This is a genomic window from Malaciobacter marinus, from assembly GCF_003544855.1.
Taxonomy (GTDB): domain Bacteria; phylum Campylobacterota; class Campylobacteria; order Campylobacterales; family Arcobacteraceae; genus Malaciobacter; species Malaciobacter marinus.
Genome location: NZ_CP032101.1, coordinates 537,449 through 554,908 on the forward strand (window position 1 = coordinate 537,449; position 17,460 = coordinate 554,908).

The following is a 17,460-nucleotide window of genomic DNA, read 5'->3' on the forward strand; positions in this document are numbered from 1 at the left end:
AAGGAGATGAATTGAAAAAGATATTACTATTAAGTAGTTTCTTAAGTCTATACTTGCATGCTCAAAACTTAGATATTTTAAGTAAAGAGAAAAAACAGTTAAGAAGTTTAGATAAAAAGATAATAAAACAAGATCATGAAAAATCAAAAAATCAATGGATTTCTCCTATTAATATTAACTCAAATATTAATAGAAGTCATTCATTTAGTGATGAAAGTGATAAATTAAATAAAACAGTTTCTTTAGGTTTTACTCAAAGTATATATGAGTCTGGAGGAATTGAGTTTACTATTAAGTATGCAAATGAAAAATTGCAATCAGATTTTTTAAATTGGCAAAATGAAAATAATCAAATTTTACAAACAGTATATGAAACTTTATTACAAATAAAAAAAATCAATAAGCAATTAGAACAAAGTGATTATGAATTAAAAAATAAAGAGATTGAACTTATTTTAAAAAAGATTCAATATGAAAATGGCAAAAGTGATATTATTGAGTTAAATAATGCAATAATGGCAAAAAACAATCAATATAAACAAAATGTTAATTTAAAAAACTCTTTAAAAAAACAAAAATTAATTTTAGAAAAATATACTAAGTTAAAGTATCAAGAAATAAAATTGATTGATTTTTCAAATATAAATAAGAGTGATTATATAAAGAAAAATATTCAATTACTTTATGAAGACTCATTGTCAAATTTAGCAAGCACTTCATATAAGAAACAAAAAGCAAGTTATTTACCAAAGGTAACTTTATCTACAAATTTATCATATAGTGAAAATGAAGATTTGATTTCTAATAATCGTGATGATAATAACTCTGGTTCTATTGGTTTGAGTTTATCAATGCCTTTATATGATATAAATAAAAAAGCAACTTTAGAAAAGTTAAGGTTAGAATCACTTAAACAAAAAGTCAATCTTATTGATTTAAAAAATCAAATAAAAAAAGAGTTTGATGAAACTTTAACAAAAATACAAACATACAAAAACTACAACAAAATAATAAATGAAAATATAGAGTTGTATGATGATTTGATACAAATAAATCAAGTTTCAAGTCAAGCAGGAATGTCTTCAAAATATGATTTAGAAATATTAAAAAATACAAAAAAAATAAATGAGTATGATTTAGTAATAAATAATATAGATATGCAACTTGAATATGCAAAATTATACTTTCAAATAAAGGCAAATAACTAATGGATTCAACTTTACAAGAGCAATTAAATGCACATTCAAAAAGTAGTTCTAAGAAAAAAAATATTTATTTAATAGCTATAGTTATTATTATTTTGGCTATTTCTTACTATTTTTTTATATTAAAAAATGACAATAAAAATCAAGAAATATCTTATATTACACAAAAAATAAAAAAAGGTGATTTACAAATATCTGTTATGGCTACAGGAAATTTAAATCCAACAAATAGCGTAGATATTGGAATAGAAGTATCTGGAACTATAAAAGAGATTTATGTTGATTTTAATGATAAGGTTAAAGTAGGGCAGGTCTTGGCTAAACTTGATACAACTAAATTAAAATCCCATGTTGATAGTTCAAAAGCTTCACTTGCAATTTCAAAAGCAAATCTAAAAGAGAGTGAAGTTAATGTTAAAAATAAAAAGCTAAATTATGAAAGAATGCTTAAAATGTTTGAACAATCAAAGGGAAAATATCCCTCTAAAAATGATTTAGATGACTCGATGTTTTCTTATGAAAGTTCAAAAGCTTCATATGAAGCAGCAAAATCAAAAGTTATGCAAGCTGAATATAACTTAAAAACAGACCAAGAAAATTTAGATAAAGCAGTAGTAAAATCTTCAATTGATGGAATAGTTTTAAACAAAGCAGTTGAAGTAGGACAAACAGTTGCTGCTTCTATGTCAACACCAACACTTTTTACCCTTGCAAAAGATTTGTCAAAAATGGATTTAATTGTAAGTATTGATGAAGCTGATGTTGCAAATATAAAAGAAGGATTAGATGTGACTTTTACAGTTGATGCATATCCAAAAGAAACTTTTAAAGGAAAAATAAAACAAGTAAGATTTAATCCTGTAGAAGAGAGTGGAGTAGTTACTTATGAAACCGTAGCTTTAGTAAATAATGCAAAACTTTTATTAAGACCAGGGATGACTGCTTCTGCAGAAATTATAACAACTGAGTTAAAAGATAAACTACTTGTTCCAAATAGTGCTTTAAGATTTGAACCAACTGATATTGAACAGGTTAAAAAGAAAAGTATGAGTTTAACAGGACCTTTTAGAAGAGATAGAAAAAGTAAAAAGTCTAAAGAATTAGCAGGCTTATCTTATAAAACAGTTTATATTTTAGAAAATAATAAGCTAAAAAAGCTAAGAGTAAAAGTTTTACAAACAGATGGAAGATTTACAAGTATTGAATCAAATCTTTTAAAAGTTGATGATGAAGTTGTTATTTCTCAAAAGAGCATTTAATGAATGATGATAAAACAATAATAGAGTTTAAAGATATTGTTAAGATATATGGAAAAGCTGAAGCTAAAACTTATGCTTTAAACAAAGTTAGCCTTAGTATAAAAAAAGGTGAATTTGTATCAATAATGGGTGCAAGTGGAAGTGGTAAATCAACTTCTATGAATATGATTGGATGTTTAGATTTTGCTACAAGTGGAGAGTATCTTTTTGATGGAATAAATGTAGAAAAGTTAAATCGAAATCAAATGGCACTTATTAGAAGAAACTATTTAGGTTTTGTATTTCAAGGTTTTAATCTTCTTGGAAGAACAAGTGCTTTAGAAAATGTAGAGTTACCTTTAATATATAGAAAAGTCTCTACTAAAAAAAGAAAAGAACTTGCTATTGAAGCTTTAAATAAAGTTGGACTAGGAAGTGTTGTTCACCATACTCCAGCCCAACTCTCAGGTGGACAACAACAACGTGTGGCAATTGCTAGAGCAATTGTAACAAATCCTTTAGTTTTATTAGCAGATGAACCAACTGGAAATCTTGATAGTATAAAAAGTGTTGAGATAATGGATTTATTAAAACATCTAAATGAAGAGTTAGGAATTACTATTATTATGGTAACCCATGAAGAAGAGATGGCAAAATATTCAAATAGAGTTATATACTTTAGAGATGGGCACATAGAACAAACTCTTAAAAAAGGATATAAATAATGTTACTAAATGCCTTTTTAATAGCTTTAAAAGAGATAAGAAGAAATATCTTACGGTCAATTTTAACAATTTTAGGAATTGTAATTGGAGTTACTTCTGTAATTGCTATGGTAATGATTGGAGATGGAACAACTGCAAATGTTCAAGAAAATATATCAAAACTTGGAACAAATATGCTGACTTTAAGAGTAGGGCAAGAAAGAAGAGGGAAACCAAGAAGTGATAATAGTGCAAGAGCTTTTAAACAAGTAGATATAGATGCTATAAAAAATCAAATTGTTAATATAAAAGCAATTGCAGCTGAAAATAGTAGCTCGGTTAATGCAATATATTCTAATAAAAGCTATACAACAAGTATTATAGGAACAAGTAATGATTATTTTGTTATTAAAGATTGGATATTAAAAAGTGGAAGAGAGTTTGATCAAAATGAACTAAATTTTGGACAAACATCTTGTATTTTAGGTACAACTATTGTAAAACAACTTTTTGATAAACAAGATCCTCTTGGTGCAAAAGTAAGACTTAATAACTTTGCTTGTACAGTAATAGGTGTTTTAAAATCAAAAGGTGCAGCTGCATTTGGAAGAGATCAAGATGAAATTATTGTAGTACCTTTAAAAATGTTTCAAAGAAAAATACAAGGTAATAAAGATATTAAATCAATTTTAATTTCAATAAATGAAAGTAAAAATATTAAACAAGCCAAAAAAGATATTACTTTATTAATGCAAGAAAGAAGAGCTATAAAAAAATCAGAAGAGAATAACTTTTATATAAGAGATATGCAAGATTTACTCTCAACTATGACTTCTACAACTAAAATGCTAACTTATCTTTTAGGTTCAATTGCAGCTATTTCTTTACTTGTAGGGGGAATAGGTATTATGAATATAATGTTAGTTTCAGTTACAGAAAGAACAAGAGAAATAGGAACAAGGCTTGCGATTGGAGCTATGGAAAGCGAAGTTTTATTGCAGTTTTTAGTTGAATCTATAGTGTTATCTACTCTTGGTGGAATTATAGGAATAATTTTAGGTATATCAATTGGATACTTTGCAGTTCATTTTATGGAATTGCCTTTTATAATTAATACTCAAATTATTATAATTGCTTTTATATTTTCTACATTAATTGGTGTGATTTTTGGATATTTCCCAGCTAGAAAAGCTGCAAGATTAAATCCTATTGATGCTTTAAGATATGAATAATGAATGTTAAAGTAAAGAAGATTACTCTTCTTTACTTTATTAAAATATTAGAATTTTAATTGCATTGAGAAGCTATATCTTCTTCCATCTAAGACATTGTCATAACCATCATCTGTAGTTACTTCTTTATTTGTTAGATTATAAATCCCTGCTTTTAAAATGATATTTTCTGCAACATCATACACTAATCCAGCATCAGCAAATGTATATGATGGTTGTTTATTTAATTCACCACTTCTTGAAATATCTCCTGCTGTTTTACTTCTATAGTTTACTTGAGTCCAAAGGTTAAGTTTTCCTGTTGCTTCCCAATCTAATCCAGCATTAAACATATGTTTTGAAATGTCATTTAAAGGTCTTCCTTTATTATCCCCTGATTTTTGCTCAGATTTTGTATATGTATATGAATGTCTATATAATAAATTATCTGTAATATTATAATCTGTTGTTAATTCAATACCCTCAATTTCAGCTTCATCAACATTTTCATAAGCTGTATATCCATATTTATGAGGTTCATAAGATGTTCCTTTGTATGTGCAAGGTTGGTTTGGTGGGCATATTTTACCTGTTCTTTGAATCTTATCTTCAAACTTTGTATGAAAAGCTACTAAACTTGCTTTCAATCCCAAATCATAGTCATTGTAAGCTAATCCTACTTCATAGTTTAAGCTCTCTTCTGGTTTTAAATCAGGATTACCAATCATAACGCCACCTCTAGATATTCCTGCAAAATCAGGAGCAGCTTGTCTTAATGAAGGTGCTTTATAACCTGCTGTTACTCCACCTTTTAAAGTGAATTTATCTGTTAAATGGTAAACAGCATATGCTTTTGGACTAAAATTACTTCCAAAAGCTTCATTATCATCATATCTACCACTAAGTGTTAAGGCTAAATCTTGTGTAATAGACCATTCATTCTCAGCAAAGAAAGAGTATTGATATCTATTCATTTCTACTATGCTATCATCAAGTGAACTTGTTGCTCCGTCTTCAAGGGTTTCATCTTTATAATTAAATCCTATAGAAGTTGTATTTTTATCAAAGAAATATGTTCCTTGAGTATTAAAAGTAAGAGTTTCAAACTCAATACCATTTCCTGTTGCTTCATTAACTCTTGAATTGTTTTTTGCTTTTTCATAATTGATATATGAGTTTATAAGAAATTTATCATAGTTTGCTTGATGCATAAGACTATATGCATAATTTACTGATTTTTGATGAGATACTTCATTCTCTACAATGTTCCCTTTTCTATCAAGATAAGTATAAGGCATACTTTTACCTGGATTAGAAGTTCTTTCTTGAACTCTATAATCATAAGATGCTGTTATTGTATTATTTTTATCAGGAGTTAATGTAAATTTTGTTCCTATATTTTTTCTTTCAAAACCTGGATCACTACCTGCTTTTAATGCACCTGAACTTTCAAAGTTACTCTCATCTTGGTTTAGTATTGAACCATTAATTGATACTGATAATAAATCTTTTATCAAAGGTAAACTAATATATGCATTTGTTTGAATAGAGTCATTATTCACTTTATTTGATGAGTCAGCTTTTATATACTCTGTTGAAATATTTGCAGTAACTTTATTTGTATTTCTTTTTGTGATAATATTAATTACACCACCCATTGCATCTGAACCATAAAGTGATGAGGCTGGACCTCTAATAATTTCAATTCTTTCAATACTATCAATTGATGGTAAAAAGTTTATAGGTGCACCACCTAAACTACCATTTGGACTGAAAGTATCATTTCCTTGCATAGGTTTTCCATCAATTAAAAATAGTGTATACTCTTTTGCCATACCTCTTATACTAATACTTTGGTTTGAACCACCACCATTAACATATAAACCAGGTACATTTTTCAATGCATCTGTAACATCTGTAAAAGATTTCTTTTCTAACTCTTCTTTTGTAATAACTGAAATTGTAGCTGCTGCATCAGCAATATTTTGCTCAATTCCAGAAGCACTTACTACAGTTACATCATTTAATTTTGTATTATTAGCATTTAGTACAGTAATAGAACTTACTAAAGCTAATGAAGTAATAAAATGTTTTTTTATGTTCATTTAATTCCCCTTGTGTATTTTGTGATTTCATAATTGTAGTAAGATATAATGATAAAAAAATGATATTTTGATAATCAATATCAAAAGTAAAGGTATTAATTAAGTAAAAACTTTATTAATACCCAAAATAAAAGAGGAACAAATATAGTAAATATTAGTAGTTTTGGTTTATATGTTAAAAATAAAGCAATAATTATTATATAAAGTGCCAAAAATCCAAAAAAATAAGTAATTCCAAGAGACAATCCAGTAGTTTTAATAAATAAAACTAAACTAATTATTAAAAGAGTATTTCCTATTAATTTTGATGAAATTTGGTAGTTTTTGTTTATATTAGTACTAATTACTACTTTATAATGTTTATTCATGCTAATACTTAAAAAAATTAAAGCTATGTATAGTATATATGCACTTATTGTCATTTTAAACCTTTTTTTGAATTTCTTATTAAAAAATATGAACCAATTGCAAATACAATAGCAGTTAAAATAAAAAATAAATCAAAATAAAAATACATTATTTCTCTATTTAATAAATCTTTTGTCCAAAATAATGCATTTAAAATTGGAATAGAAAAATAGATAATTGATGTTATAATCATCTGCTCAATCCACGCTTTTTTACTTTGTCTTAAAAAACTATGTACATAACATATTAACCAAGCGATAAAGAAAGTATTTATTTCTAAAAGATGTCTATTCTCAATGTTTACTTCAATTACTCTATTTGCAATAAAAAATATTCCAATTGCAATAAATAAACCTGTAATTGTTCCAATATTAAGTTTTTCTACAAGCTTAAAACCAATGCTTGTATTTATTTTTTGTTTTTTCTTTCTTTTTTCTATCCATAAAACTAAGCCAGTTCCTGCTAAAACAATACCACTTATTCCACAAATAAAAAACAAAAATCTCATTGTAGAGTTTGCAAATATCGCTCGATGTAAAGTTGCAAAAGTTGTATTTGTATTAATTATATTGCTACTTGTTGTTGGAGGTATATTTTTTGAAATAAGTTTTGACGTATTTGCATCATATGTTAAGTATTCCCTTTCAAATTTTGAACTAAAAATAGAAGATGTTTCTTTGGGTCTAATTTGTATTTTATATGAAGCATTTTTATTTTTACTAATAGAAAAACCACCAATATTATTAGGCCAAACTTTATTTGCATTTATTAAAACTTTATCCAAATTTTCTAAACTTAAAGACTCATTTTGAGCTTTTTTATTTACATTTTGATGAATAATCTGTGTTTGTTTTAAGTTACTTAAATCACTTCTATATTCTCTGAAATCGCCGTCATAAGCTGCTTGCATTCCCCATGGCATTACTAATCTTGCAAATAAAAGTAAACCTGAATAAGTAATCATAATATGAAATGGCAATGCTGCAACAGCTGGAATTATATGTGCATCCATCCAACCTCTTGGATTGGCTTTTGCTCTTAACGTAAATATATCTTTAAATATTCTTGTATGTATAATTATTCCTGTAATAATAGCTACAAACATAGACATTGTTGCTAGTGCAATTGCCCATCTTGAAAAATATCTTGGAAAACCATATAGTTCAAAATGAAATCTATATAAAAAGTTACCTCCAGCTGTTTGTCTTGTGTTTATATTTTCTCCACTTGATGCATCATAGTATTGATATACTCTTCTTGCTCTATGTGAATTGTCACTTTTTTCTCGCCACATTGCAGATATTATATTTGAGCGGCTATTTGGTAAAGTCATTGATATATTAGAGTTCTTTTGTGCTAATTCTATAGCTTTTTGTTTTGCAATATCTAAACTATTTTTAGACTCTTTTGAATAGTGCAGTTCAGGCTTCATCCATAAAGTAACTTCATCTTTATAATAAGAAAAAGTTCCTGTTACAAAAACTGCAAATAATATCCAACCTACAATTAATCCACTCCAAGTATGAAGCCATCTCATTGATTCTTTAAAACTTTTTTCCATGATTAACTTTCCAACATTAAAAGATTATTTATTATAAAAAGAATGATACATACACTTGCTAATTGAAAGAATAGTTTTTTAATTTGTACATTACTAAATGCATATAAAATTATCAAAAGCCAAATTATAAATGATATCATTGAAGCAAATAAAGTAGCTTCTGCTTTATTTTCAAATGGTAAACCAAGTGTTAGTGTTATTGTTGCTAATGAGGTCAATAAATAACCTCCAAATGAAGCAATTATAAATCTAATTATTTTCATTTTTCTTCCATATTATAAAATTTATACTAATTGTAACTTTGAATAATGATTAAAAAATGATATTTAATAGTAACTATTAAAATCAATTTGTAAAAAATAGTATAAAGTTATTTTAAATTTGTTAGTATACAATACTGAATATGATTATCAAAATTATAGGTAAAGGTTTGTATTGTCTAGCAATTTAATTATAAATAAAGAGTATGATGTATTAATAGTCGAAGATGAACCAATCTTGGCAATGGCTATGAAATTAAAATTAAAAAAATTTGGACTTAATGTGAGTAATATTGCAACTTCTCCAAATGATGCGATTTTATATGCACAAAATAATTATCCTGATCTTGCTATTGTTGACATAAATTTAAATTCATCAAAAACAGGAATTGAAGTAGCAAATTATCTTTGGAAGAATTTTAATATTCCTATTATTTTTCTTACTTCATATTACAACGATAAAATTTTAAGTGAAGCAATGGAGGCAGAGCCTTATGCTTATTTGATAAAACCTTGTAGAAATGAAGAGTTAAAAGTTGCAATTAATACAGCAATGCATAAGCATCAATACTTTTTTAAGAATAAAAAAGTATTTAAAAACAAAGAAAACGATTTTTTATATTTAAAAGAAAATATAAAATATAATAAAACAACTTGTGAATTATTTATTGATGATAATATCATCAAATTAACAAAAAATGAAAAAAAACTTTTTTATATATTAACAAAAGAAGCGGGGAAAGTGATAAACTTTGATACTATTTTCAATTTTATATGGAGAGAAGATGTTTATGATTTGTCTAAATTAAGATCATTAATATATAGATTGAAAAATAAATTAGGTTTTAATCCTTTTGAAAATCTATATGAAGAAGGTTATAGGGTAAATGTTATTAAAAAAAATATTTGACATATTAAGTTTAAAGCATTTATCTTTTACTTCAAAAATTATTTTATCTTTTTTTGTTTTTATTATAATCTTTTCAATATTTAGAGCAATACTTATCTTACCAAAGATTCAAGATAAAAATAAAAAAGAAGTAATAGATTATGTATCAAAAACTCTTCAATTAACAAAAGTACAATTCCAAGTTACTGGAAAATCATTGCAAATGCAAACTGATTTAGAAGTAAAATTAAACAAAGAAAAAATTAAAAATGAATTAGAAAAAATAAACTCAAGTACTATTTTATTAGAAGATAAAAAAATATTAGATTTTTTAGATAAAAATAAAATAATAAGTAGGTGTTCTTATCGTTTAATTAATATAAATTCAAGTTATAATAGTATAAAAATATTTAATAAGTGGATTGAAAAAAATATAAATGAACAAAGTAAATCCTTTAGAAATAAAACTGTATATATATACAATTACAAAATTAAAAATCAAGATAAAATAGTATCTCTTATTTGTTCTAAACAAGATTTAAATCCTAATCATTGGAGTTTTGAAAAAAATTTAAAAGAGTATATTGATACTAAGTTATTATATGATGCAAGTTTAAGTAGTTCAAAAACAGCTCTTTTTTGGCTAAATCCAAGTATTGTGAAAAATAATAAACAAGTTTTATATACTAAAAAAGATAAAGAAAAAAAGAGTAGATATACACTAAGTTTACTCTCAAATGTAAAAAATATTCCAACAGGTAGTTTGAGTTTAGAACAAATTTTAAATTCAAAAGAGAATATCCCAATTGAACATGAAATAAATAATACGAAAGTATTAACTTGGATAATTAAATTAAATACTAATATAAAAGAGAATAGATACTTTTTATTAGCTCATACTATTGATAAAGAAGATATTGATAAAAAGAATAATGTGGGAATAACTTTTTTATTAACTGAGACCTTAATTGCAGTTGGATTAAGTTTTTTTATAATTTTATTATTTATAAAAAGAATATTGAAAAATATTGAAAAAGTTACAAAAACAGCAATACAAGTAAATCAAGGAAAGAAAAATATTAGATGTAATGTAAAAGATGAAGATGACATAGGTATTTTAGGCCAAGCATTTGATTCTATGCTTGATTTTTTTGAAAATAGTATTAAAACTTTAGATAAAAAAGTTGAAGAGAAAACAAAAGAAATAACAAAATCTTTAGAAGAAAAAGAGCTACTTTTAAAAGAGATACATCATAGAGTTAAAAATAACTTAGCTTTAACAATTGGACTAATTGAGTTACAAGAAGAAGAGGTTAAAGATGAAAAAACCAAAAAAGTACTTATAGATATTCAAGAAAGAATTTTTACAATGGAGCTTTTGCATAGAAAACTTTATGAATCATCAAATATTAATGATATATTTTTTGATGAGTATGTGATTGATTTAATTGAAGTTATATCTTCTTCTTATGATATTGAAAAAAAAGTTAAAACTAATATTGTAGTAAATAAAATAAAATTAAATATAGAAAAAGCAATGCCCTGTGGTTTAGTTTTAAATGAGTTAATAACGAACTCATATAAATATGCTTTTAATAATAATGATAATGCAAAATTAGATATTACTATAAATAAAAAGAGTAGTGATTTAGTAATAATAGTAAAAGATAATGGTTGTGGTTTAAAAAAAGATTTTGATGAAATTTGTGATGATACTTTGGGATTAAAACTTGTTTTTTCAATTGTAAAATATCAATTATTTGGGCAAGTAAAATATGAATATGATAATGGTGCAAAATTTATTATAAAAATACAACTATAGCTTATAATAAAATTTGATAGCAGAATATTTAAAATCAATATTCTGCTTTATCAAATCAAATATGATTGCTCATATTTGCACACATAAGGAGTGTAATTATACATATGAAAAAGCACGAAAAAATGATATTTCATTCATTTGTTATATATCTTTTTCTTTGCGCCTCTTTAAGCTTATTTATTTCTACTAAAATAAATCCATCAACACAATTACTAAAATCAGGATCAACATTGAAACCTAAAAACTTTACACCACCATCTTCACAAACTTCACTGTATTGTTTAAATAGTGTAGGTATAGTAACCCCCATATTATTTAAAGATGATTTTAAAATTTTGAAATCTTTTTTTCTATCATTTAATAAAAAAATCTCTTTTATATCTTGAACATTTGTAGAGTATTGATAAGTAAGTCTAGGCTCTATAATATTTTTGTCTATGCCAAAGTAATGCCAATAATAAAAAATCAACATATCTTTTGCAACTTGAGGAAAAGAGCCTGAAATAGACACAGGTCCAAACATATATTTTATATAAGGATTTTGTTTTAAATATGCACCAATTCCATACCATAAATAATCTAATGCCCTTGTTCCCCAATATTTTGGTTGAACAAAACTTCTTCCAAGTTCTATGGAGTTTTTTAAATAAGGTGAGAAATCATTTTTATATTTAAATAAACTATTTGAATAAAATCCTTTAACTCCTAGGTTTTTATTTATAAAGTCTCCATCACCAATTCTGTATGAACCTACTATTTCTAAATCATTCTCATCCCAAAGAATTATATGTCTATAATAAATATCATATTTATCAGTATCTCTTTTTTTATTTATTCCCTCACCAACTTTTCTAAAACTAAGCTCTCTTAATCTTCCTAACTCTTTTAAAACAGTTGAGTCTTCATTATAATCATATAAGTAGATTCTTTTACCATCTTTTGTATTTCCTATTAGTTTTGCGCTTTTAAGCTCTTCTATAATATCCTCTTTTTTTTGTGGATGAGCTATTGCTTTTTGTGTAATAAAAAAAGATTTTCTTTTTTTCTTTTTTAGTGAATAAAGGTGTTTTTTATATAAATTTACTAAAAATCTTTTATTTATTCCTTTTGGAATAATATTTTCACTTGGAATTATTTCTCCAATTTTAATATTTATATTTTTAGATTTGCTTTTAAACATCTCATGGGAAAGTAAAAGAGTTGAAAAGGTTTTGTTTATTATTGACATTGTATAAAAAACTTTTGAGTTTTTTCCATCAATAAAAATGGGTAAAATCGCAGCATTTGCATTTTGTGCAAAATTTAAAAAACCCTTACTCCAATTTGGATCACTAATACCTTTTGCACTTGCTCGACTAACTTCACCTGCTGGAAAGATAATTATTGCTTCTTCTTTATTTAAAGCTTCATATGCTGCTTTAATATCACTTTTTGATTGTCTTTTTTTATAATTGTCAATTGGAATCATAAGAGGTTTTAAAGCTTCTATTCCCGCAAGGAAATCATTTGCTACGATTTTTACATCATGCCTTACACTTCCTACAAGTTTTAGTAAACAAAGGGCATCAAGACCTCCTAACGGATGATTTGCGATAATTACAACTTTTCCACTTGTTGGAATATTTTGTAAATTATTACTAGATACCGTATAGTCAAAATCAAAATAATCTAAAACTGCATCAACAAATTCAAAGCCAATTAAGTGTGAATTTTTTGTAAGAAACTCATTTATATGCTCTTCATGAACAATTTTTTTTGCAATTTTTAAAACTGAATTGCTTAAAAAGTTTCCTTTTTGCTTAATTTTTGGGAACTTTTTTAAGATTTCTTCTTCTACATTAACCATTATAATCCTTTGTAAAAGTCTATAAAATCACAGTTACAACTAAGTTACAAAAAGTTACTTTCTTTTTTTTGAGTAAAATTATGTTAAAATCGCGGAAAATAGAAGGAAGGATTAATGAATAAATCTTTTATCTCAAATTTTTTAGCATTGTTACTAGTAGTAATAGCTTATTTAATAAATAATGATAGTTTATTAATGATTGGATTATTTGCTTTTAGTGGAGCTGTTACAAATGCAATTGCTGTTCATATGTTATTTGAAAGGGTGCCTTTTTTATATGGAAGTGGTGTAGTTGAGAATAGATTTGAAGAGTTTAAAAGTGGAATTCATTCATTAATAATGAATGAATTTTTTACAAAAGATAATTTAAATAAATTTTTTGAAGATGAAGTTGCAAGTAAAAAATCTAACTTTGATTTATCAAGTATCTTATATAAGACTGATTTTACACCTGCTTTTGAGTCTTTAAAAGAAGCAGTTATGAACTCTTCTTTTGGTGGAATGTTAGGAATGTTCGGTGGTGAACAAGCATTAGAACCTTTAAAAGAATCATTTATTGAAAAACTACAAAGTTCAATTATTAGTATTTCACAAAATGAGAGTTTTCAAGAGGCTTTACATGCAAGTTTAAGTAGTAAAGATGTAAGTGAAGATATTCATGAAAAAGTTAGTAATATCGTAAATAAAAGATTAGATGAATTAACTCCTAAAATGGTAAAACAAATAGTTCAAAAGATGATTAAAGAGCATCTTGGTTGGTTAGTTGTTTGGGGAGCTGTTTTTGGTGGATTAATTGGATTTATAACAACGATTTTAGTAGGATAGAATTATGGAAGAAAAACAAGAACAAGAAGAATTAGAAGTATTAGTAGTATTAGAGTTAAAAGGTTTGCAAAATCAAGATATTTTTGAAAAACATGTGACAAAAGAGGGTTTTAAAATAGTTGAAGGTGAAAAATTTGCATATTCAGGTAAAAGCACTACAGGTACTTTTTCTACAAAAGCATATATTTTAGAAATATTTAGAAAAGGACTTTCAAAAGTTGAGTTTGAAACTTGTGGAATGATTTTTCAAATTGGTGATATGCCATGGCAAGCTTATAAATTTGATAAAACTACAAATGAATTTAATGAAGTAAAGTAAATATATGAAAAATATATTTGACTTTTTTACAAAAAAAAATAATTGTCAATTATTAGTTGTAAATAATGATAAACAAGCACAAATAGCATCAGATATAGCATCTTTTTTTGGTTATGAACCTTTTGTTCTAGCAGATTTTAGAGCAAATTTCAAAGATGATTTATTGTCTTTTAGTGAAGAGTTACAAGATATTACAAAAGCTTTAAATGGTTTTTATAATTATAAGAAAAAAAATAAAATATTAATCTCTCCTATTAGAACAATATCTTTTCCCATGCCTAAAGAAAAGTGCTTTGATAGCTTTAATATTAGTTTTGCTGATACTTTAAATCTTGAAGAGTTTAAATCAAAACTTTATAATTGGGGTTATTATTTTGTAGATATAGTTACAAGTCAATCAGAAGTTTCAATTAGAGGTGATATTGTAGATATATGCCCTCTTGGAAGTGATATAGGTTATAGAATCTCTTTATTTGATGATGAGATTGAAAGTATTAGAAAGTTTGATATTGAAGATCAAAAATCTTTTAAAGAAGAGATTGAGAGTTTTTCAATTAATCCTGCTTTTTTAGCCTTAGATGAACAGACTTTTGAAGAGTTAAATGAGGAAGTTCAAAAAGTAGAATCAGATGCATTTATAAAAGATATACACTCTTTAGGTTTTTGGTATTTAAATGACCTAGGTGAATATTTACCTCAAAATATGAATACTTATATAACAATTGAAGCTTTAGATGAATTAGAAGAAGTTTATGTTTTTGAAGAAAAAAGAGTTGCTAAAGAGAAGTTTTTACAAACTCCTCAAGTTACTCAATCAAGAGATTATAAAGAGATTGACGTAGCAAATATAAAAGAGTTTATTAGCTTTCATGAGGGCAAAAAAGTTACTATTATCTCATCAACAGAAGCAAAAATAAAAAGTTTTGATTTAGATCTTTATGATTCTTCTATTAATTATGTAATAAAACCATATATTATAAACATTGTTGGTGATGAGCAAATAGTAATTTCATTAAACAAAGAGGTTAAAAAACGAAGAAAGAAAAGAGTAAAACTTGTACTTGATGAACTTCAAGAGGGTGATTTTGTAGTTCATGAAAAACATGGTATTGGTAAATATCATGGAATAGAACCTGTAACTGTAATGGGTGCAAAAAGAGATTTTGTTATTGTTATGTATGCAGGAGATGATAAGCTTTTACTCCCTGTTGAAAATCTTGATTTAATAGATAGATATGTTGCTGATGGAAGTTCATATGCTGTTGTTGATAAACTTGGACGTGGAAGCTTTGCAAAACTAAAACAAAAGGTTAAAGATAAACTTTTTGCAATAGCAAATGATATTATAAAAATTGCTGCTACAAGAGAGCTTATAAATGGAATAAAAATAGATACAAATAAACAAGTATTAAGAGATTTCCAAAAAAGTTCAGGTTTTAATTATACTAAAGATCAAGAAAGAAGTATTAAAGAAATTTTTGAAGATTTAAGTAGTGGAAAAGTAATGGATAGATTACTTTCAGGAGATGTGGGATTTGGGAAAACAGAAGTTGCAATGAATGCAATTTTAGCAACAGTTTTAGATGGCTATCAAACTGTTTTTGTTTGTCCTACAACACTACTTGCAACCCAACATTATCATAGTATTTCAAAAAGATTTAAAGAGTTTGGAATTACAATAGCAAAGCTTGATAGTAAAACTAGTACAAAAGAGAAAAATCATATTAAAAAAGGTTTAGAAAGTGGTGAAATAAAGTTTGTACTAGGAACTCACTCTCTTCTTGGAATAAAAACAAAAAATCTAGCTTTAGTTGTAATAGATGAAGAGCATAAGTTTGGAGTAAAACAAAAAGAAAAATTAAAAGCATTAAGAGAAGATGTTCATATTTTCTCTATGAGTGCAACACCAATTCCAAGAACATTAAATTTAGCACTTAGTAAATTAAAAGGTATGAGTAGTTTATTGACTCCTCCAAATGAAAGACTAGGAGTTAGAACCTATGTTAAAGAGTATAGTGATAAATTAATAAAAGAGATAATTTTAAGGGAAAAAAGACGAGGTGGTCAACTTTTCTATGTTCATAATAACATCGCTTCAATTGAGGCTAAAAAAGCAGATATTGAAGAAATAGTTCCAAATATCAAAGTTGAGATTATTCACTCTAAAATTAAACCTTTAGATGCAGAAAAAATTATTGATGCTTTTGAGAATAAAGAGTTTGATGTATTATTAGCTACTTCAATTGTAGAATCAGGACTTCATTTGCCAAATGCAAACTCAATAATTATAGATGGTGCTGATAGGTTTGGTATTGCTGATTTACACCAACTAAGAGGAAGAGTTGGACGAAGTGACAAAGAAGGTTTTTGTTATTATGTAGTTGAAGATAAAAAGCAAATTACGCAAGATGCTGTAAAAAGACTTGTAGCTTTAGAGTCAAATTCATACCTTGGAAGTGGAACTGCACTTGCCCATCAAGATTTAGAAATTAGAGGTGGTGGAAATATTGTTGGTGAAGCACAAAGTGGACATATTAAACAAATAGGGTATGGACTATATTTAAAAATGCTTGAAGATGCATTAGCAGCTTTAAGTGGAGAAACAAAAGAAGAGAACAAAAATGTTGATATCAAACTTGCAATTAGTGCTTATATCTCAAATGATTATATTAGTGAAGATAGAGTAAGACTGGAATTATACAGAAGATTAAGTAAAGCAAGTAGCAAAGAAGAAGTATATTCTATTGAAGAAGAGATGGAAGATAGATTTGGTAAGCCTGATATTGTTACAAAGCAGTTTCTAGAACTTATTTTAATTAAGATTTATGCAATAAGTAAAGGTATAAAACAAATAAGTTCATATGAAATGAATATTACATTTGTAAAAAGTGATGATACAAAACAAAGTATAAAATCATCTTCAAAAGATGATGATGACATTATATCTGCAACACTTCAATATTTGAGAAAATAAAAAAGGTTCTTTACATTTGTAAAGAACCTTCTTAAATCAAGGAGTGTAACTTTGAAAAATTTCTTGTCATAGTTAGGATTCTATGATGAAAAA

The 17,460-nt window shown here is 26.0% G+C and carries 14 protein-coding genes; 9 read left to right on the top strand and 5 right to left on the bottom strand.

All coding sequences use genetic code 11. The features are described 5' to 3' along the window. Window positions 1-11 precede the first annotated feature (11 nt). The 4 genes from AMRN_RS02630 to AMRN_RS02645 are packed head-to-tail and all read left to right on the top strand — an operon-like array spanning window position 12 to window position 4,379. Complete coding sequence (locus AMRN_RS02630; RefSeq protein ID WP_099310757.1) at window positions 12-1,208, top strand: TolC family protein; 1,197 nt, start codon at window positions 12-14, stop codon at window positions 1,206-1,208. Then, window positions 1,208-2,464, top strand: coding sequence for an efflux RND transporter periplasmic adaptor subunit (locus AMRN_RS02635; RefSeq protein ID WP_099310758.1), 1,257 nt, complete (start codon window positions 1,208-1,210; stop codon window positions 2,462-2,464). The genes AMRN_RS02630 and AMRN_RS02635 overlap by 1 nt, the downstream gene beginning before the upstream one ends. Continuing rightward, the gene (locus AMRN_RS02640; protein WP_099310759.1) at window positions 2,464-3,168 is read left to right on the top strand and encodes an ABC transporter ATP-binding protein; all 705 of its coding nucleotides are present in this window, start codon (window positions 2,464-2,466) and stop codon (window positions 3,166-3,168) included. The genes AMRN_RS02635 and AMRN_RS02640 overlap by 1 nt, the downstream gene beginning before the upstream one ends. Further along, window positions 3,168-4,379 (top strand): ABC transporter permease, encoded by a 1,212-nt coding sequence (locus AMRN_RS02645; protein WP_099310760.1) that lies wholly within the window; start codon window positions 3,168-3,170, stop codon window positions 4,377-4,379. Before AMRN_RS02640 ends, AMRN_RS02645 begins: the two co-directional genes overlap by 1 nt. Before the next feature lie 47 nt (window positions 4,380-4,426). Here AMRN_RS02645 and AMRN_RS02650 read toward each other — a convergent pair whose 3' ends face one another. The 4 genes from AMRN_RS02650 to AMRN_RS02665 all read right to left on the bottom strand — a co-directional run bounded on the left by AMRN_RS02650 (window position 4,427) and on the right by AMRN_RS02665 (window position 8,695). Next, window positions 4,427-6,463, bottom strand: coding sequence for a TonB-dependent receptor domain-containing protein (locus AMRN_RS02650; RefSeq protein WP_099310761.1), 2,037 nt, complete (start codon window positions 6,461-6,463; stop codon window positions 4,427-4,429). A 95-nt stretch (window positions 6,464-6,558) separates the two neighbouring features. Then, window positions 6,559-6,885, bottom strand: coding sequence for a DUF3325 family protein (locus AMRN_RS02655; protein WP_099310762.1), 327 nt, complete (start codon window positions 6,883-6,885; stop codon window positions 6,559-6,561). Next, window positions 6,882-8,432, bottom strand: coding sequence for a PepSY-associated TM helix domain-containing protein (locus tag AMRN_RS02660; protein WP_099310763.1), 1,551 nt, complete (start codon window positions 8,430-8,432; stop codon window positions 6,882-6,884). The genes AMRN_RS02655 and AMRN_RS02660 overlap by 4 nt, the downstream gene beginning before the upstream one ends. A 2-nt stretch (window positions 8,433-8,434) precedes the next feature. Further along, on the bottom strand, window positions 8,435-8,695 hold the full coding sequence (locus tag AMRN_RS02665; RefSeq protein ID WP_099310764.1) for a hypothetical protein: 261 nt from the start codon (window positions 8,693-8,695) through the stop codon (window positions 8,435-8,437). A gap of 172 nt (window positions 8,696-8,867) precedes the next feature. Between AMRN_RS02665 and AMRN_RS02670 the strand changes: the two genes are divergently transcribed. Continuing rightward, the gene (locus AMRN_RS02670; protein WP_118897349.1) at window positions 8,868-9,602 is read left to right on the top strand and encodes a response regulator; all 735 of its coding nucleotides are present in this window, start codon (window positions 8,868-8,870) and stop codon (window positions 9,600-9,602) included. Then, the gene (locus tag AMRN_RS02675) at window positions 9,580-11,403 is read left to right on the top strand and encodes a histidine kinase dimerization/phosphoacceptor domain -containing protein (RefSeq protein WP_118897350.1); all 1,824 of its coding nucleotides are present in this window, start codon (window positions 9,580-9,582) and stop codon (window positions 11,401-11,403) included. The genes AMRN_RS02670 and AMRN_RS02675 overlap by 23 nt, the downstream gene beginning before the upstream one ends. A gap of 130 nt (window positions 11,404-11,533) precedes the next feature. On the opposite strand, the gene olsF is transcribed toward AMRN_RS02675, so the two are convergent. After that, window positions 11,534-13,249, bottom strand: a complete 1,716-nt coding sequence (gene olsF, locus AMRN_RS02680) for a bifunctional ornithine lipid synthase OlsF (RefSeq protein ID WP_099311006.1) — start codon at window positions 13,247-13,249, stop codon at window positions 11,534-11,536. A 114-nt stretch (window positions 13,250-13,363) separates the two neighbouring features. Between olsF and AMRN_RS02685 the strand changes: the two genes are divergently transcribed. Genes AMRN_RS02685 through mfd form a run of 3 tightly spaced genes read left to right on the top strand, consistent with a single transcriptional unit; the run spans window position 13,364 to window position 17,367 of the window. Continuing rightward, window positions 13,364-14,074, top strand: coding sequence for a DUF445 domain-containing protein (locus AMRN_RS02685; RefSeq protein WP_099311005.1), 711 nt, complete (start codon window positions 13,364-13,366; stop codon window positions 14,072-14,074). A 4-nt stretch (window positions 14,075-14,078) separates the two neighbouring features. Beyond that, a complete protein-coding gene (locus AMRN_RS02690; protein ID WP_099311004.1) occupies window positions 14,079-14,393 on the top strand; it encodes a hypothetical protein in 315 nt (104 codons plus the stop codon). Between the two features lie 4 nt (window positions 14,394-14,397). After that, window positions 14,398-17,367, top strand: a complete 2,970-nt coding sequence (gene mfd, locus AMRN_RS02695; RefSeq protein ID WP_099311003.1) for a transcription-repair coupling factor — start codon at window positions 14,398-14,400, stop codon at window positions 17,365-17,367. Window positions 17,368-17,460: the final 93 nt, after the last annotated feature.